Annotated in this window: 12 protein-coding genes and 1 pseudogene; 10 read left to right on the top strand and 3 right to left on the bottom strand. The window is 59.1% G+C overall.

Translation table 11 applies throughout. The annotated features are described in order from the left end of the window. Positions 1-3: 3 nt before the first annotated feature. From VNL17_06065 to recJ, 7 genes are all read left to right on the top strand, one after another. The gene (locus tag VNL17_06065) at positions 4-795 is read left to right on the top strand and encodes a class I SAM-dependent methyltransferase (GenBank protein HXI83639.1); all 792 of its coding nucleotides are present in this window, start codon (positions 4-6) and stop codon (positions 793-795) included. A gap of 411 nt (positions 796-1,206) precedes the next feature. Then, complete coding sequence (locus tag VNL17_06060; GenBank protein HXI83638.1) at positions 1,207-2,322, top strand: XdhC/CoxI family protein; 1,116 nt, start codon at positions 1,207-1,209, stop codon at positions 2,320-2,322. Next, entirely contained in the window at positions 2,319-2,903 is a 585-nt protein-coding gene (locus VNL17_06055; GenBank protein HXI83637.1) for a nucleotidyltransferase family protein, read from the top strand. The genes VNL17_06060 and VNL17_06055 overlap by 4 nt, the downstream gene beginning before the upstream one ends. Then, positions 2,903-4,036: a tRNA guanosine(34) transglycosylase Tgt gene (gene tgt, locus VNL17_06050; protein ID HXI83636.1), complete on the top strand. Its 1,134-nt coding sequence runs from the start codon at positions 2,903-2,905 to the stop codon at positions 4,034-4,036. The genes VNL17_06055 and tgt overlap by 1 nt, the downstream gene beginning before the upstream one ends. Further along, positions 4,023-4,379 (top strand): preprotein translocase subunit YajC, encoded by a 357-nt coding sequence (gene yajC / locus VNL17_06045; protein HXI83635.1) that lies wholly within the window; start codon positions 4,023-4,025, stop codon positions 4,377-4,379. The genes tgt and yajC overlap by 14 nt, the downstream gene beginning before the upstream one ends. A gap of 11 nt (positions 4,380-4,390) precedes the next feature. Continuing rightward, positions 4,391-6,679: a protein translocase subunit SecD gene (gene secD / locus VNL17_06040; GenBank protein HXI83634.1), complete on the top strand. Its 2,289-nt coding sequence runs from the start codon at positions 4,391-4,393 to the stop codon at positions 6,677-6,679. 12 nt (positions 6,680-6,691) lie between these two features. After that, positions 6,692-8,374 carry a single-stranded-DNA-specific exonuclease RecJ gene (recJ, locus tag VNL17_06035; GenBank protein ID HXI83633.1) on the top strand — a complete coding sequence of 561 codons (1,683 nt, stop codon included), beginning with the start codon at positions 6,692-6,694 and terminating at the stop codon, positions 8,372-8,374. 28 nt (positions 8,375-8,402) lie between these two features. Here the strand turns inward: recJ and rpmB are convergent, their stop codons facing one another. Together rpmB and VNL17_06025 are read right to left on the bottom strand one after the other, a co-directional pair. Further along, the gene (gene rpmB / locus VNL17_06030) at positions 8,403-8,654 is read right to left on the bottom strand and encodes a 50S ribosomal protein L28 (protein ID HXI83632.1); all 252 of its coding nucleotides are present in this window, start codon (positions 8,652-8,654) and stop codon (positions 8,403-8,405) included. Between the two features lie 111 nt (positions 8,655-8,765). Continuing rightward, a pseudogene (locus tag VNL17_06025) lies at positions 8,766-9,929 on the bottom strand (cation:proton antiporter). 104 nt (positions 9,930-10,033) lie between these two features. Between VNL17_06025 and VNL17_06020 the strand changes: the two are divergent. After that, positions 10,034-10,585, top strand: coding sequence for a 2'-5' RNA ligase family protein (locus VNL17_06020; GenBank protein ID HXI83631.1), 552 nt, complete (start codon positions 10,034-10,036; stop codon positions 10,583-10,585). A gap of 8 nt (positions 10,586-10,593) precedes the next feature. Here the strand turns inward: VNL17_06020 and VNL17_06015 are convergent, their stop codons facing one another. Continuing rightward, the gene (locus VNL17_06015) at positions 10,594-12,135 is read right to left on the bottom strand and encodes a glycine--tRNA ligase (GenBank protein ID HXI83630.1); all 1,542 of its coding nucleotides are present in this window, start codon (positions 12,133-12,135) and stop codon (positions 10,594-10,596) included. A gap of 189 nt (positions 12,136-12,324) precedes the next feature. On the opposite strand from VNL17_06015, the gene VNL17_06010 reads away from it, so the two are divergent. Both VNL17_06010 and VNL17_06005 read left to right on the top strand, forming a co-directional pair. After that, a complete protein-coding gene (locus VNL17_06010) occupies positions 12,325-14,556 on the top strand; it encodes an ATP-binding protein (protein HXI83629.1) in 2,232 nt (743 codons plus the stop codon). A 46-nt stretch (positions 14,557-14,602) separates the two neighbouring features. Further along, the gene (locus tag VNL17_06005; protein ID HXI83628.1) at positions 14,603-15,010 is read left to right on the top strand and encodes a response regulator; all 408 of its coding nucleotides are present in this window, start codon (positions 14,603-14,605) and stop codon (positions 15,008-15,010) included. The last annotated feature ends 261 nt before the right edge of the window (positions 15,011-15,271 follow it).

The raw sequence follows: 15,271 nt of genomic DNA, 5'->3' as shown, positions 1-15,271 counted from the left end.
ACCATGAATTCCAGCGTCCGCAATCTTCTCTATCGTAGTCCGCAGCTCTACGAGTTGGTGTACCCGGAGCCGAACGACGAGACGCCGAGCATGTGCCGTCGTTTGTTTACGCGTTATCTCGCCCAACCACCGCGATCGATCCTCGACATCGGCTGCGGCACCGGTCGCGATCTGGATTCTCTTTCCAAAGAGTGTCCCGATTGTTGGGGTGTGGATTATCTGCCGGAGACGATTGAGTTCGCAAAGGAGCGGCGGCCACACCTCCACCTTCAAGCGGGTGATATGCGCGCGATTCGCCTGGGTCGCACCTTCGACGTGGTCATGTGCATGGGGTCCGCTTTCACGTATGCGCTCACCGCGGTGGATATCGGCCGGACGTTGGACACGTTCGTGGAGCATTCGCATCCCGGCACGCTGCTCATACTCGACATCAACAACGCGGCCAGTTACCTCGGCGGCGGACATTTCAAGCCGACTACGGAGTTCCGCGTCAATGTGCCGGGCTTCACGGCCCATGCGCGCGCTACCCACAGTTTCGACCGACACAAGCAGCTTTTGGTGAGACATCGGATTTGGACCATCGAGGGACAGGGCGAGGTGGAAGACTTTTGCGAGTACCGCCTCTTCTTCCCGTCGGAGCTTGAGCATTTGCTAGCGGAACGGGGCTATCGACTGGCCGGGATGTTTGACAATATGCAACTGGAAGAGACCGAATTGAGCAAACCGCGACTTTATGTGGCCGCGATTTTTCAACCCCAAGACTCTGGAGTTGATGAATTGAGCGCCCCAGCCTAAAAGGCTATAGGCAATTATGCGAAACTCCCGCGGCATTGTTCTCGCAGTTCTCATCTTGGGGGCAGGGTGTTCAAGGGCGCCGCAGATCACCATCAGCAACCTTTCGGATGTTACTCTAAGCAATGTTCTAGTTTCCGGTTCTGGATTTTCAGAGCGGATCGGTAATATCGCTCCGCGCGCCGATTTCAAACTCACGGTACATCCTGTCGGCGACTCTGGAATACGAGTGGCATTTGACGCGAGTGGCCAGCACATCGATTCTGGTGAGCAGGATTATATAGAGCCAAGTGGTGGCTATCGAGCGTCGGTCGTCGTTGGTCCAGATCTAAAGGTTTCTGCCAGTTCCAAACTTTAATCATCGCGTCCCTGCCGAGACTTGATTCACCTCGCATCTACCGTTAGCCTAAGGGCGTGGATCCCATTTACCAGCAACTGGCCGGGCTTCTGGAACGCAAGGAGCGGCTGGCGTTTGCGGTGCTCGTGGAGACCAAGGGCTCAACCCCGCAGAAATGCGGGGCTAAGGCCATCTTCCTGCCCGATGGACGGATCATCGGGACGCTGGGCGGCGGCTGTCTCGAAGCGGAGACACGACAGAAAGCCCTGCGTGCCATCGAAACTGGCGAGTCGTTTTCATTTCGTGCCGTGCTTGATGACGATTTTGGGTGGGACGACGGACTGATCTGCGGCGGCTCGGTACAGACGTTCGTGCAGCCGGACCCGCGTAGCGCCAAAGTCTGGCAGGCGTTGCTGGCGGAGCCGTCAAAGCGACAGCGCCGCGTACTGGCCACCATCACGACCGGCGACCACGCCGGCAGACGGGCCCTGTTTGCCGGTAGCGAACTCGTCGCCGCCGACGATCTGCCGGCCGATTTGCTTTCTGAACTTTCTACCAAGTGCGCCACTTTACTTTCAGTGTCTGAACCAGAGCCTCTATCTCTCACTCTTCAGCCATCATCGCTTTCCGTTTACCTCGAACCCATCCTCCCACATCCCGTCCTCGTCATTTGCGGCGGGGGCCACATCGGTTGCGCGGTCGGCAAACTCGCCGCTTGGAGCGGTTTTGACGTGGTAGCCGTCGACGACCGCGCCTCGTTCGCGAACAAAGAACGCTTCCCGGACGCGAAGCAAATCATTGTCGATGATCCGGAAAAAGTAATGAAGGATTTCCCGGTCGACGCCGACACGTACCTATGCATTGTCACCCGCGGACACAAACACGACGCGGTGATTCTCAAGGAGGTTATCCACAAACCCGCGGCCTACATCGGCATGATCGGCAGCAAACGCAAAGTGCGCACGGTCATGGAGGGCTTCATCGAGGAAGGCGTCGCCACAGCCGAGGATTTTCGGCGCATTCGCACCCCCATGGGACTGGCCATCCACTCGCTGACAGTCGAGGAGATTGCCGTCAGCGTGCTCGCGGAATTGATCGCGGTGCGGCGCGGCGCGCGGAACTTTGTACCGCTCTCGGTGACCAATCAACTTGCCGATAAAATGCTGGGCAAGCCGGCCGGCGAAGCGGAATGAACGTCGCCATCATTCTCGCCGCCGGCGAATCGCGTCGCATGGGCCGGCCCAAGCAGCTTCTCGCGTTCGGTGGCAAGACCATGCTCGAATGCGTGATCGATGCGTTTCAAACACCGCGGGTGGACGAGGTTCGGGTGGTATTGGGTTACAAGGCGGACGAGATCGCGGAAAAAATCGCGTACACTTCGTGCAAGATCCTGAAGAATGACCGCTACCCGCTGGGCATGTTCACGTCCATGCAGGCGGGACTGCGCGAACTTCCAAAGGAAACCAGAATCGTATTGATCGCTATCTGCGACCAGCCACGGTTGAAACGTGAGACGGTAGAAACACTCATTGAGGAATTCGAAAAGAGGCACCACAAGATTTTGATACCATCCTACAGCGGGCGACAGGGGCATCCGCCATTGTTCCGCGCGGAGTACGCGAAAGAGATTTTGGCAATGGACGAATCGATGACCTTGAAACATTTCTACGGGGAGCACGCCGATGACATCGAAAGGCTGGTGGTCGAGGACGAAGGCGTCTTGATCGACATCGATGACCGTGAGACTTACGAACGTGAGTTGAAAAAACACTGATGACCGGCAACTTTGAAATCTTGGCGCATGACCCCAAGACGTCTGCCCGATGCGGTCGGTTGCACACGGCCCACGGTATCGTCGAGACACCCATCTTCATGCCGGTGGGGACCCAGGCGACCGTGAAGTGTATGACGCCTGATGAACTCCGCGAACTGAACGCGCAGATCATCCTCAGTAACACCTACCACCTCGTCATTCGCCCCGGCACGGACCTGATCGCCAAGGCGGGCGGCCTGCACAAATTCATGAACTGGGACGGGCCTATTCTTACCGATAGCGGTGGCTATCAGGTCTTTTCACTGGCGAAACTGCGTAAGATCTCCCCGGAGGGTGTGGAGTTTCAGTCGCATGTGGACGGCGCGACGCTGTTCCTCGGCCCCGTCGAATCCATGGCCGCACAGGCCGCATTGGGCAGCGATATCGTGATGGCGTTCGATGAGTGTCCGCACTGGCCGTGTGATCGAGAATACGCTTGCAGAAGCCTGGAGCTGACATTACAGTGGGCAGCCCGCTGTCGAGAGCAACAGTTGTCCGACGGCCAACTGCTCTTTGGAATTGTGCAGGGAAGCGTGTTTGCCGATTTGCGGGAGCGCAGTGCGCGTGAGTTGGCGGCGCTGGGTTTTGACGGTTATGCCATCGGCGGTGTCAGTGTCGGGGAACCACCGGCGGAGATGGTGCGGCAGGTGGAGATGGCGGTGCCGTTTCTGCCGCAGGACCGGCCCCGCTACTTGATGGGCGTCGGTACGCCGCCGCAGATCCTGGAAATGATCGCGCGGGGTGTGGACATGTTTGATTGCGTGTTGCCGACCCGCGTGGCGCGCAACGGGACGATTTTTACGGCGCGGGGAACGTATGCGATCAAGAACGCGCGGTATCGCGAAGACTTCGGGCCGTTGGAGGAAGGTTGTGGATGTTACGCGTGCCGCAATTTCACGCGCGCGTACATTCGTCATTTGTTCCGCACGAGCGAGATCCTCGGGTTGCGGCTGATGACGTGGCACAATCTGCACCTGTACCTGGGCACATTGCGCCGCGCGCGGGAAGCGATTGCCGCGGGGGTTTTTGAAGAATTTCGGCGGGGATTTACAGCGACATATACGGAAGGAATCGAAGTAGATGAGATTGTTTGAACTATTGGCCATGGGGGCGCCGCCGGGGACCGAACAGGACCCGCGCGCGGGCATTCTCAACATGGTTTTCATGGTCGTGATGGTCGTCGTGATGTTTTACTTCCTGCTGTTTCGTCCCCAGCAGAAGCAACGCAAGGAGCAGGAGGAATTGCTCAAGAACGTCAAGACCGGTGACAAGGTTCTCCTAAACAGCGGCATTTTCGGGATCGTCTCGAACGTCAAGGACAAGTCGCTGATGGTAAAGATCGCCGACAACGTGAAGATTGAAGTGCTGAAAACCGCCGTTGGTTCCGTCGTCCAGAAATCCGCGGAGCTGGAAGCCGCCGTCTCATCCCAGAAATAACCCAAGCCATCATGAACAAGACATTCCCCTGGAAATCCACTTTGGTCGCCGCCGTCCTCGCCCTTGCCATCTGGTCGATCTTTCAAAATGGTATCAAGCAGGGACTGGACCTCAAGGGCGGCACGTCATTCCTCCTGCAAATGGACCTCTCCAAGATCGACTCCACCGGTCGCGCGACGGCGCTCGGGCAGGCAGTGGAGATCATTCACAAGCGGTTGGACCGGTACGGCGTTGCGGAGCCGGTCATCCAGCCAATCCCACCGGACCGGATTCTCGCCCAGTTGCCGGGCTTGGACGAAGCGAAACGGGTTGAAGCGCGCCAGACCATCGAACGCAAGGCCGGCCTCGAGTTTCAGCTTGTCCATGAGGACAACGAAAAGTTGGCAGCGGAAGCTCTTTCCGATCCGCGCTTCGTGGAGCCGGTCGGGTACAAGAAACTGGTGCACGAAGACAGCCGCAACGGACAGCCGACCAAGCGTGTCTATTTTGTGAAGGTCCGTCCGGAAATGACCGGCAAGCACGTGGCCCGGGCATTCGTCCAGTACGATGACGTCGGGCGGCCCTATGTGGCGATGGGCTTCGACCCGGAAGGGACGGCGATTTTCGGCCGGGTCACCTCGGCAAATGTCGGTCGGCAACTGGCCATCGTGTTGGATGGCGAGCTTTACTCCGCACCGACGATCCAGGACGCGATTATGGGCGGCAACGCGCAAATTACCGGCAGTTTCAGCCTCAGTGAGGCGCAGGAGTTGGCCAATATACTGGAAAATCCACTCGAAGCGCCTGTCAAGGTCATCGAAACCCGCAGCGTCGACCCCACACTGGGCCGCGACTCTGTCAGGAGTGGCGTTCGGGCCGCGCTAATCGGCGCAGCGGCGGTGATTATTTTCATGGCGGCGTACTATCTCGTGGCGGGCGTAGTCGCGAACGTGGCACTGGCGCTGAACATCCTCATCACGGTGGGTGTGCTGGCCATGTTCAAGTTCACACTGACGCTGCCCGGTATCGCCGGCATTGTGCTGACCATCGGCATGGCGGTGGACACCAACGTGCTGATCTATGAGCGCGTCCGTGAGGAACTCGCCAGCGGCAAGCCGTTGCGCGCGGCCATCGCCGCGGCCTATTCCCGCGCCTTTCGCGTGATTTTCGACGCGCACTTTACCGCGATCCTGACGGCCGCCATCCTGATCTCCATGGGCAGCGGCCCGGTCAAGGGTTTCGGCGTCACACTGGTCATTGGTCTATTGGCCAACCTTTTCTCGGGCGTGTTCGTGACGCGGATCATCTTTGACTGGCTGGTGGCCAAAGGCTGGCTCAAGTCGTTCCAGATGCTCCACGTGTTTCGCCATCTGCCGCACGTGAACTTCCTCGGTGTGTGGAAACTCGCCTTTGCGCTTTCCTGGGCCCTCATTATCACCGGCATGGTTGTGTTCGTGAATCGTGGCGGCCTCAAGGTCGGCGTCGGCGAGGTGTACGGAATCGATTTCAAGGGCGGCGACACGGCAACGCTGGGCTTCAAAGAACGGATGAACGTCGACGAAATCCGGCACAATCTGGAAGCGAATCATTTCGACGAGGCCTACATCCAGTATGAGCGCGATCTGGCGGGCGGCTCGGAAGCCTTGCAATTGCGACTCCCCGAAGGCAAGACAGAAGATGTGGTCAAACATCTTCAGGATGAGTACCCCCAGGCGCAGTTCAAGGTGCTGAGCACGGAACGCGTGGGGGCGATCGTCGGCAAGGAGCTGCTCAACCAGGCGCTTTGGGCCGTGGTGGTCTCGCTCGTCGCCATCATGATTTACATCGCCTTGCGGTTCGGTGAATTGTCCTACGGATTGGGGGCGCTGGTCTCATTGATCCACGACGTGCTGATGACCGTCGGCCTGTTCTGTCTCTGGCCCTGGCCGCATCGCACGTTTTCCATGCCCGTCGTCGCTGCAGTATTGACCCTGATCGGCTATTCGATCAACGACACCATCGTCGTGTTCGACCGGATTCGCGAAACCAAGAAACTCACGGGCGGCAAGCTCAACTACTTTGACCTGATCAACCGCAGCGTGAACGAAACGCTGTCGCGAACAATCCTGACGGCCGGCACGGTATTCCTTTGCTCGGTCGCGCTGTATGGTTTCGGCGGTCGCGTGCTCAATGACTTCGCCTTTTGCTTCGTCGTGGGCGTCTTGACGGGCACCTACTCGTCCATCTACATCGCCAGCCCGGTCGTGCTCTGGTTCCACCGCAAGGAAGCGACCCGCACGAGCAAGGCCGCCATGAAGAAAGCCGAACCGGCGAAGGCGTAAGGCTGTCCGCTGATGAAGCGCTGGGTCATTGCCAACCCCGAACCAGCGCTGGCGGAAACGCTCGCTGGCCAATTACACCTCGCGCTGCCCATCACGCAGGTCCTGATCAATCGCGGTTACCGCACTGCCGAGGCTGCGTCATCTTACCTTAACCCACAATTGCGCCAACTGGGCGATCCATTCGATTTGCCAGATATGGCCGCGGCGGTCGACCGCATCCTCGCCGCGATTACCAACGAGGAGCGCATCGTCATTTATGGCGACTACGATGTGGACGGCGTAACTTCCAGCGCCTTGCTGCAACGCGTCGTGCAGGCGGCGGGAGCGATGGTCGCAAATTTCCTGCCACAGCGCGCGGAAGAAGGTTACGGGCTCAGTGCGGACGGCATCGCGCGTTGCCTCAAGGAGCATAAACCGCAGTTGCTCATCGCGGTGGATTGCGGCACCAGTTCCGTGCGCGAGATCGCTGACCTCCAGAAGCAGGGGGTCGACACGATTGTGCTTGATCACCACGAGCCGCCGGGAGAATTGCCCAAATGCATTGCGTTGGTGAACCCCAAGCGGATCGCCGGGTCAGCGTTGGGCGTCCTGGCCAGCGTCGGGGTTTCGTTCAAGCTCGCGCACGCTCTTTTGAAACACGATAAGCGATTGGCGGAGCGGATCGACCTGCGGGACCACTTGGATCTTGTCGCCGTCGGGACTGTGGCCGACATTGTGCCGTTGACGGGCGAAAACCGCATCCTGGTGAGGGCGGGTCTGGAGCGTCTGCCGGAGACGCAGAAAATCGGGTTACGCGCGTTGATGGAGATTGCGGACGTGCCGGACAAGGTGAGCCCGTATCACATCGGTTTTCGGATGGGACCACGCCTCAACGCCTCCGGGCGTTTGGCGGATGCGATGGCCGCGCTGGAACTGCTGTTGACCAGTGACGCCGCGCGGGCTGCAGAGTTGGCGAAGCTGCTCAATGAGCAAAACGCCAAACGCCAGGGCATTGAAGCGCAGATCACGGAGGAAGCGATTGCCATGGCGCGGGTGCACTCGGGCGACCGGGTACTCGTACTGGCAAGGGAAGGCTGGCATGTGGGTGTCATCGGTATCGTGGCTTCGCGCGTGATGCAGGCCTTCCATCGACCGACGGTGGTGATTGGGATTGAGGACGGGATGGGGAAGGGATCATGCCGGAGCGTGTCCGGCTTCTCGATTGTTGGCGCGCTCCAACATTGCGCGCCGCTGTTGGAAAAATTTGGCGGCCACGAGATGGCAGCGGGACTGAGTGTGAAGGCCGGCAAGGTGGACGAATTGCGCGAGACCTTGAACGAATTTGCCGGGAGAATGCTCAAGGACGAGGATCTGCTGCCGCAGGTGCAGATTGACGCGCAGCTCAAGCTTGATGATCTGGACGCGGATTTTTTCGAGCAACTGGAGCGACTGGAGCCGTGTGGAACGGAAAACCCAACACCCTTGTTCGCCGTGGAAGGAGTACACCTGCGCGGCAAGCCCCGCATCGTTGGCAAGAATCACCTTCGCTTCAGCGTGACGGACGGCGATACAACTGCTCAAGCGATCTGGTGGGGCAGGGGCGACTTCGAGTTTCCCGAAGGCGCGTTTGATGTCGCGTTCACGCCCGAACTGAATGAGTACGGTGGACGGGAAAGCGTCCAGTTGAAAGTGCGGGATATTCGGGGCGCGGTGTAGAGGCGCTTCTGTGAAGCGCCGAAACGAACTACGCCGCCTGGAGCACGCGGGGACTCTTCCGGACCACCCGACCGCTCTTAATGCAGTTGGCGCAGGCTTTGACCCGGCGATTCACGCCATCGATAACGGCGTGAACTACCTGGACATTCGGCTTGAAGATCCTCGGCGTGACCGCCGTCACGTGCTGACCGATACCGCCGGTTTTCTTCGCCTGACCACGGCGGAGGATGTGATTGCCGCGGACCTGACCCTTGCCACAAATTTCGCAACGTCGAGACATAGTAATTTACTCCATATTCCTGTGAGAGCCGCAAACGATAACCAAAGAAGGCCGTGACCGCAAGGGGATTCTGCGCTAGGCCGGTTTGAGTTTGGAAACAACGCGGAACACCAAGGGATTCAACGTGATCGACAACAATGCCCCCGCCAACACCAAATCCCGCCCTTCACCCGGCAGCAGGCCAAGGCTGATCCCCATTCCAACCAGGATAAAGGAAAATTCCCCGATTTGTGCCAGCGCGGCCGATACCGTGAGGGCCGTACCTAGCGGATGGCGCAATGCGACCACGATCCCCAGCGCGGCGAGAAATTTGCCGACAACAATGATCGCCACCACGACGAGCACACGCAGCGGTTCACGCAACAGGATGGTCGGGTCGAAAAGCATTCCGACCGCCACGAAAAAGAGCGCGGCAAACGCGTCCTGTAACGGCTGCAGGTCGGCCGCAGCGCGATGGCTCAGATCGGATTCGTTGATCACCATTCCAGCAAAGAACGCCCCGAGTGCGAACGAGACACCGAAAAGCTCCGCCGAACCAAACGCCACACCGAGAGCCAGCGCGATCACGGCCAGCGTGAACAACTCGCGCGATCCGGTACGTTCCACTTGTTTCAACAACCACGGCACCACGCGCGGTCCCAGCAGCAGGATGAGAAGAACAAATAACGCGACCCGGCCAAGTGTCAGTCCGAGTGCTACCCACAGATTGGCGGGCGCATCACCATGGCCCGTATCCGCAGGATCTCCACCAAGCGCGCCCGCGAGGGCCGGCAGCAGGACCAACGTCAGGACCATCGCCAAATCCTCAACCACCAACCAGCCGACGGCAATCTGGCCGTCACGTGACTTCAAATTGCCCTGGGCTTCAAGCTGGCGCAACAGGACAACCGTACTCGCAACCGACAGCGCCAGCCCGAACACCAATCCGGCTCCGATTGTCCAGCCCCATACGAGAGCGACCCCGGCACCCAGCGCCGTCGCGATTGCTATCTGCGTCAGCGCGCCCGGTATGGCGATGGCGCGCACCGCCAGCAGGTCGTGAACGGAAAAATGCATGCCCACACCGAACATGAGCAGGATGACCCCGACCTCGGCCAGTTGCGGCGCCAGCTTGACATCGACCACAAACCCGGGCGTAAACGGGCCAACGGCGATCCCCGCCAGCAGGTAGCCCACCAGCGGTGGCAGGCGCAAGCGGGCGGCGAGAAAGCCGCCGACAAACGCAAAAGCCAGGCTGATGGCCAGCGTCTCGATCAGTGCCGTTTCGTAATGCATGAACCGGTCATCGTCGCGAAACATACTACTGATCAGCCGTCAGGCGGGGAATTGAAAAGAAGAAGCCTTGCGACAAATACCCGGTTCTGTTCTCATGATGAAGCATGCCCTTTGCTGTGGAAATGTTTTGCGATGAGAGCGCCGACAAGCGCGTGCGGGAAATATGGAACGATCTGGCGCAGGCGAAGCTTACTTCGTCCATGATCGACGGTGGGTATCGACCCCATGTCACTTTGGGCGTGTTCGAGGGATACACTTCACCACAGTTTGAGAATGAGCTTCGTTTGTTTGCCGAAAAGCGCGGCGTATTCTCAATCAAGTTCGATTACCTGGGCGTGTTTCCCCGGCCGGAGGGAGTGGTGTACTTCGGCGCAGTCGTCACCGGGCAACTGCTTTCCGTCCATGGAGAGTTCACGAGGCATTTCGCCCCCCTGATGATGGGCATCCGTCCGTACTATCTTCCGGGAAACTGGGTCCCGCATTGCACACTGGCTTACGGCCTTTCAATGGCTACGATTCCCTCGGCAGTTGAAGTGTGCTCCCGATCCATGCTTCCGATCATTGCTCAGGTGAAAGAGATCGGTTTGGTAGAAATCCCGAAGCATCGGGAGGTGCTGATGTGTGAACTTGGGGGAGATCCGCGCGACTGCAGTTAAGTTTTGAGTCAGCCACGCAACTTCTGCGAAATCAGCGGCACGAGGTCGGCGATCTTAATTCGTTCCTGCTTCATGGTGTCACGGTCCCGCAAAGTGACGGTGTTCTGAAGTTCGGGGCCCTTCTCGCCGAGCGTGTCGAAGTCGATCGTCACGCACCACGGGGTGCCTTGTTCGTCCTGATAACGGTAGCGTTTGCCGATGTTGCCGCGGTCGTCCCACTCGGTGGTGAAGTGCGGTTGGAGGAGTTTGTAGACTTCCCTGGCTTTTTCCACGAGTGGCGGTTTGTTCCGCAACAGCGGAAACACCGCGACCTTGATGGGTGCGATACGTGGCGCAAAACGCATAACGACGCGGGTCTCCGACTGGCCCTTCTCATCGGTCGTAGTTTCCTCGGCGTACGCGCTGACCAGGATGGCGAGCATGATACGGTCCACGCCGACGGCTGGCTCGATGACGTGCGGCACGTACTTGCGCTTCTTCTCCTCGTCAAAGTATTCCATCGAAGCACCACTGAATTTGGCGTGCTGGGAGAGGTCGTAACAACCGCGGGCGGCAATGCCCCACAATTCCTGCACGCCGAACGGATAGCGGAACATGATGTCGGTCGTGCCCTTCGAGTAAAAGGCGAGCTTCTCTTTGGCGTGGTTGTATTCGGAAAGATGCGAGGCCGGGAGCCCGACGGAAAGCAGCCAGTTGCGGCACCAGTCGATCCAGTACCGATGCCATTTCTCCCAGTCGTCGTCGTCGCTGATAAAGAATTCCATCTCCATCTGCTCGAACTCGCGACTACGGAAGATAAAATTGCGCGGTGTGATTTCGTTGCGGAACGATTTCCCAATCTGCGCGATGCCGAATGGGATTTTGACGCGTCCCGTATCGAGCACGGCCTTGAAATCGGCAAACATGCCCTGCGCCGTCTCGGGCCGCAGATAGGTCTTTTCGGATTCTTCGCGCAACGCGCCCACATGCGTCTCGAACATCATGTTGAAATTGCGCGCGGGAGTGAGACTGCCGGGCTCGCCGGTGGCGGGCGACGGCACCAGCGGGATTTCCTCGGGCGTGGCCTGCGTGAAATCGCGCGGTTGGACCGGTTCCAGCTTCCCCTGGATGGCCTTCTTGCGCTTGAATGTCTCGGCCTTCTCTTGCAACTCCTCGGTGGTCCGCTCGGTTTCCAACATGCTCACGTATCCGACGATCTTGCCGTCGACGACCACGGGAGAGAACCAAATTTCATCGGCGCGGAAACGTTGTTTGGAAGTTTTGCAGTCCACCATCGGGTCGGTGAACCCGCCTACGTGGCCGGAAGCTTCCCACACCTTTGGGTGCATGATGATGGACGTTTCGATGCCCACCATGTCGTCACGACTGCGGACCATTTCGTTCCACCAACCATCGCGGATGTTCCTTCTCACCTCCGCGCCGAGCGGGCCGTAGTCCCAGAAGCCATTGATGCCGCCGTAGATCTCAGAGGATTGGAAGATGAACCCGCGCCGCTTGCAAAGCGCGACGATTTTTTCCATCAGTGGCGGCGATTGTTTCTTGTCCGTCATGGCGAGGGCAAACTATGGCGAAAGCCGCATGGCAAGTCAAGGCGTGGGCGGGTATGGGCTTCTTTCGACCACTTGGCAGTCGTCTGTTTTGCACGGACTCTGGCCCCTTCATCCGCGAGCACATCTACTTCGTGCGCTTCCCCTTTGTAGTGGCACAATTATTGCATTTTGAGGGAGTTGAAGCCAGCCATGAACAACGCTCTTACATCGGGTTTTCTCGATCAATCCCTCCTCTTCTTCCCGCCGGAATGGATCAAGTCGGCGCTCGTGCTGGCGTTGATCTCCGTGTGGATGGTCATTGGGTTGTTCACCTACATGAACTATTCGGTGCGGCGGCCCCACCTCAGCCTGTGGACTGTCGGGTGGATGTTCTATTCGGTATATCTTGCGGCATCGATTGGACTGGAGGAATCTCCGCATACCCCGCTGCTGGTGATGGTGTCGCGGGCGTGTATCGGCATCAGCGCGCTGTTCATGTTTTGGGGCAGCTTCCAGCTTACGGAATCGAAGCGCGACCAGCGCGAAATCGCGCTGGGAAGCGTGATGATGGTGATTTGGAGCTATGTCGGCGCGTACCGGGTGCGGGACGAACGGTGGATCACCCTCCCGGTATTCCTGCTTCTTGCGGCAGCCGGCGTATATACAGGCATCCTCTATATGCGGACACGCCGACGTTCGCGGGGGAGCGTCATCCTCGGTGTCGGATTCCTGCTGTGGGGAGTGCACCTGATGGGGTTTCCACTGGCGAGCGGCTCGCAACTCCTGATGGCGGGGGCGTATTTGGCTTCGGCACTCCTGGCTCTGCTGATTGTGGTGGGCATGGTCGTTGAGGACAGCGCGCACACTTCCGAGGTTGATTACCACGCGCTCTTCGATTCTTCCGGCGACGCAATCTTTCTGCTCGATTCCAAGACATTGCAGGTATTGCAAGCCAACCAAACGGCGGCCCGCTTGAGCGGACGAAAAACCGAGGAACTGGTGGGACAGGCGCTTCTGGATTTCTGTGACCGTCTGCCGCCTGCGTCGGTGCCCGTGGACGTCGTCACGTCGCCAGCCAACGAGCCCAACCGCGAGGTTCTCCTCCGTCGCCCGGATGGGAGTGAACTAGCCTGCGAAGGGCGCGCAGACCTTGTCCACAGTCCCAAGGGGGACGTGTTGATGCTGACGATGCACGACATCACGGCGCGGAAGCGAACGGAGCAATCCCTCCGTGAAAGCACGCGGGAACTAGGCAGCACTGTGGCGGAACTGCGCGAAACGCAAAACCAGGTCGTCCAGCAGGAACGGTTACGGGCCCTGGCGCAGATGGCCAGTGGTGTCGCGCATGATTTCAACAATGTCCTCGCGAAGATCCTCGGCTTTACCGAACTGCTACTGGCGTGGCCGGAGAATCTCAACGACAAGGAGAAAGTCAAAAAGTACCTCCAAATGACCAGCGCCGCCGCGCAGGAAGCCGTCGCCATCGTCAACCGTCTCCGCGAGTTTTACCGGCACCGCAAAGAGTCGGAGGTCTACCAGTCCATCGATGTCAATGAGACGGTGACACAAGCCATCGTGCTGACCCAGCCAAAGTGGAAGGATCAAATGATGGCCAGCGGCGCGACCGTGGCAATCGACGCGGACCTGCGCGATGTGCCGGCCATCCGCGGCAGCGAGTCGGACCTGCGCGAAGCATTGATCAACCTGCTCTTCAATTCGGTCGACGCCATGCCACACGGCGGCACGATCACGGTTGCGACACGCGCCGAGCCCGATGTCATCGTCATCGAAGTCCGCGACACGGGGCGTGGCATGTCCGAGGAAATCCGCCAGCGCTGTTTCGAGCCGTTCTTCACAACCAAGGGTGAGCGGGGTACGGGGCTTGGCCTGGCGATCGTCTACGGCATTGTGCAGCGCCACGGCGGCACAATCAGCATCGAGAGTGAAACGGGGAAAGGAACATTGGTCGTGATTCGCTTGCCACTATGGAAGCTGGAGGGTGGCGAGCCGCTGCCGGTGAGCGCCGCGCCATCACGCCCTTTGCGAGTGTTGCTGGTCGAGGACGAGCCGCAGGTCTGTGATATCGAGGCGGAGTACTTGCGGGGCGATGGACATTTTGTCGAAACCGCCCCGAATGGTCGCCAGGGCCTGAAACAATTTGGTGGCGGACATTTCGACGTCGTTGTAGCGGACCGCGCGATGCCGGAGATGAACGGTGACCAAATGACGGAGGCCATCAAGCAGATCTCCCCCCATACGCCGGTGGTGTTGGTTACGGGCTTTGCCGACATGCCGACGGATGGCATTGGAGGGAAGTCCCTGCCCGATTTGATCATGCGCAAGCCTATCACACAGACGGGCTTACGCCAGGCCATTGCCAGGGTTCTGGCGGCGGCTCCGAAACCGGGTCGACCTGACCCGGCTGCGATCAATGGCCCATAGATGGAACGTAAGTTGCTTTAAAAGGCGTTGAAAAGGATGACAATTTATGAGCAAGACGAAAGTTCTGATCGTGGATGATGATATGGCCGCCAGCCGGCTGCTCGGCATGGGATTGGAAAAGACCGGCGTGTTCCAGGTGAAAGTTGAAAACACGGCGACACAGGCTGTCGGTCGGGCCCGCGAGTTTCGCCCCGATGTGATCTTGCTCGATGTGTGCATGCCCGGCGCCGATGGCGGCGATGTTGCCTTCCAGATCCACGATGATCCGTCCCTGCGCTCGACGTCGATTATTTTCCTGACGTCACTGGTTTCGGGGCAGGAGGCCAGCAAGACGGTGCAGCGGGGAGGATATGAATTCCTGTCAAAGCCCGCCAGCATTGGAAAAGTAATCGAGTGCATCGATCGACATCTTGCCCAGCAAAGCGGAACCGTGAGCAATGTGTCCGTGGCGTAGCCGAGCGGAAAGACCACTGTGGTTGGGCTCGCGGCCTGTCGTTGTTTCGTTGGTTGCCCTGGTGCCGTTGTTCAGGATTGTACGCGCTGCCAGCCCAGTTTCCCAAATCTGGCGGGACGATTTGGTTCGTTCCGATGGCACCAAGCCACGCCCCGGGCGGCGGTTGCGGGATTTTGCCGGAAAGACGGCGGGGCGGTCGCATGGCATTGGCGCTGCTTAATTTGAGGCCGACAGACGGGCACGTGGACGGTTGCGGCGGTG

This window comes from Verrucomicrobiia bacterium, from assembly GCA_035577545.1.
GTDB lineage: Bacteria > Verrucomicrobiota > Verrucomicrobiia > Palsa-1439 > Palsa-1439 > Palsa-1439.
This window is presented reverse-complemented; position numbering and strand designations above follow the sequence as displayed.

Excerpts from the sequence above, each read along its gene's own strand:
- recJ (HXI83633.1), top strand. The coding sequence starts at position 6,692 with ATGAAGCGCTGGGTCATTGCCAACCCCGAACCAGCGCTGGCGGAAACG.
- VNL17_06005 (HXI83628.1), top strand. The coding sequence starts at position 14,603 with ATGAGCAAGACGAAAGTTCTGATCGTGGATGATGATATGGCCGCCAGC.
- VNL17_06055 (HXI83637.1), top strand. The coding sequence starts at position 2,319 with ATGAACGTCGCCATCATTCTCGCCGCCGGCGAATCGCGTCGCATGGGC.
- VNL17_06015 (HXI83630.1), bottom strand. The coding sequence starts at position 12,135 with ATGACGGACAAGAAACAATCGCCGCCACTGATGGAAAAAATCGTCGCG.
- rpmB (HXI83632.1), bottom strand. The coding sequence starts at position 8,654 with ATGTCTCGACGTTGCGAAATTTGTGGCAAGGGTCAGGTCCGCGGCAAT.
- VNL17_06065 (HXI83639.1), top strand. The coding sequence starts at position 4 with ATGAATTCCAGCGTCCGCAATCTTCTCTATCGTAGTCCGCAGCTCTAC.
- VNL17_06010 (HXI83629.1), top strand. The coding sequence starts at position 12,325 with ATGAACAACGCTCTTACATCGGGTTTTCTCGATCAATCCCTCCTCTTC.
- secD (HXI83634.1), top strand. The coding sequence starts at position 4,391 with ATGAACAAGACATTCCCCTGGAAATCCACTTTGGTCGCCGCCGTCCTC.
- yajC (HXI83635.1), top strand. The coding sequence starts at position 4,023 with ATGAGATTGTTTGAACTATTGGCCATGGGGGCGCCGCCGGGGACCGAA.
- VNL17_06020 (HXI83631.1), top strand. The coding sequence starts at position 10,034 with ATGCCCTTTGCTGTGGAAATGTTTTGCGATGAGAGCGCCGACAAGCGC.
- tgt (HXI83636.1), top strand. The coding sequence starts at position 2,903 with ATGACCGGCAACTTTGAAATCTTGGCGCATGACCCCAAGACGTCTGCC.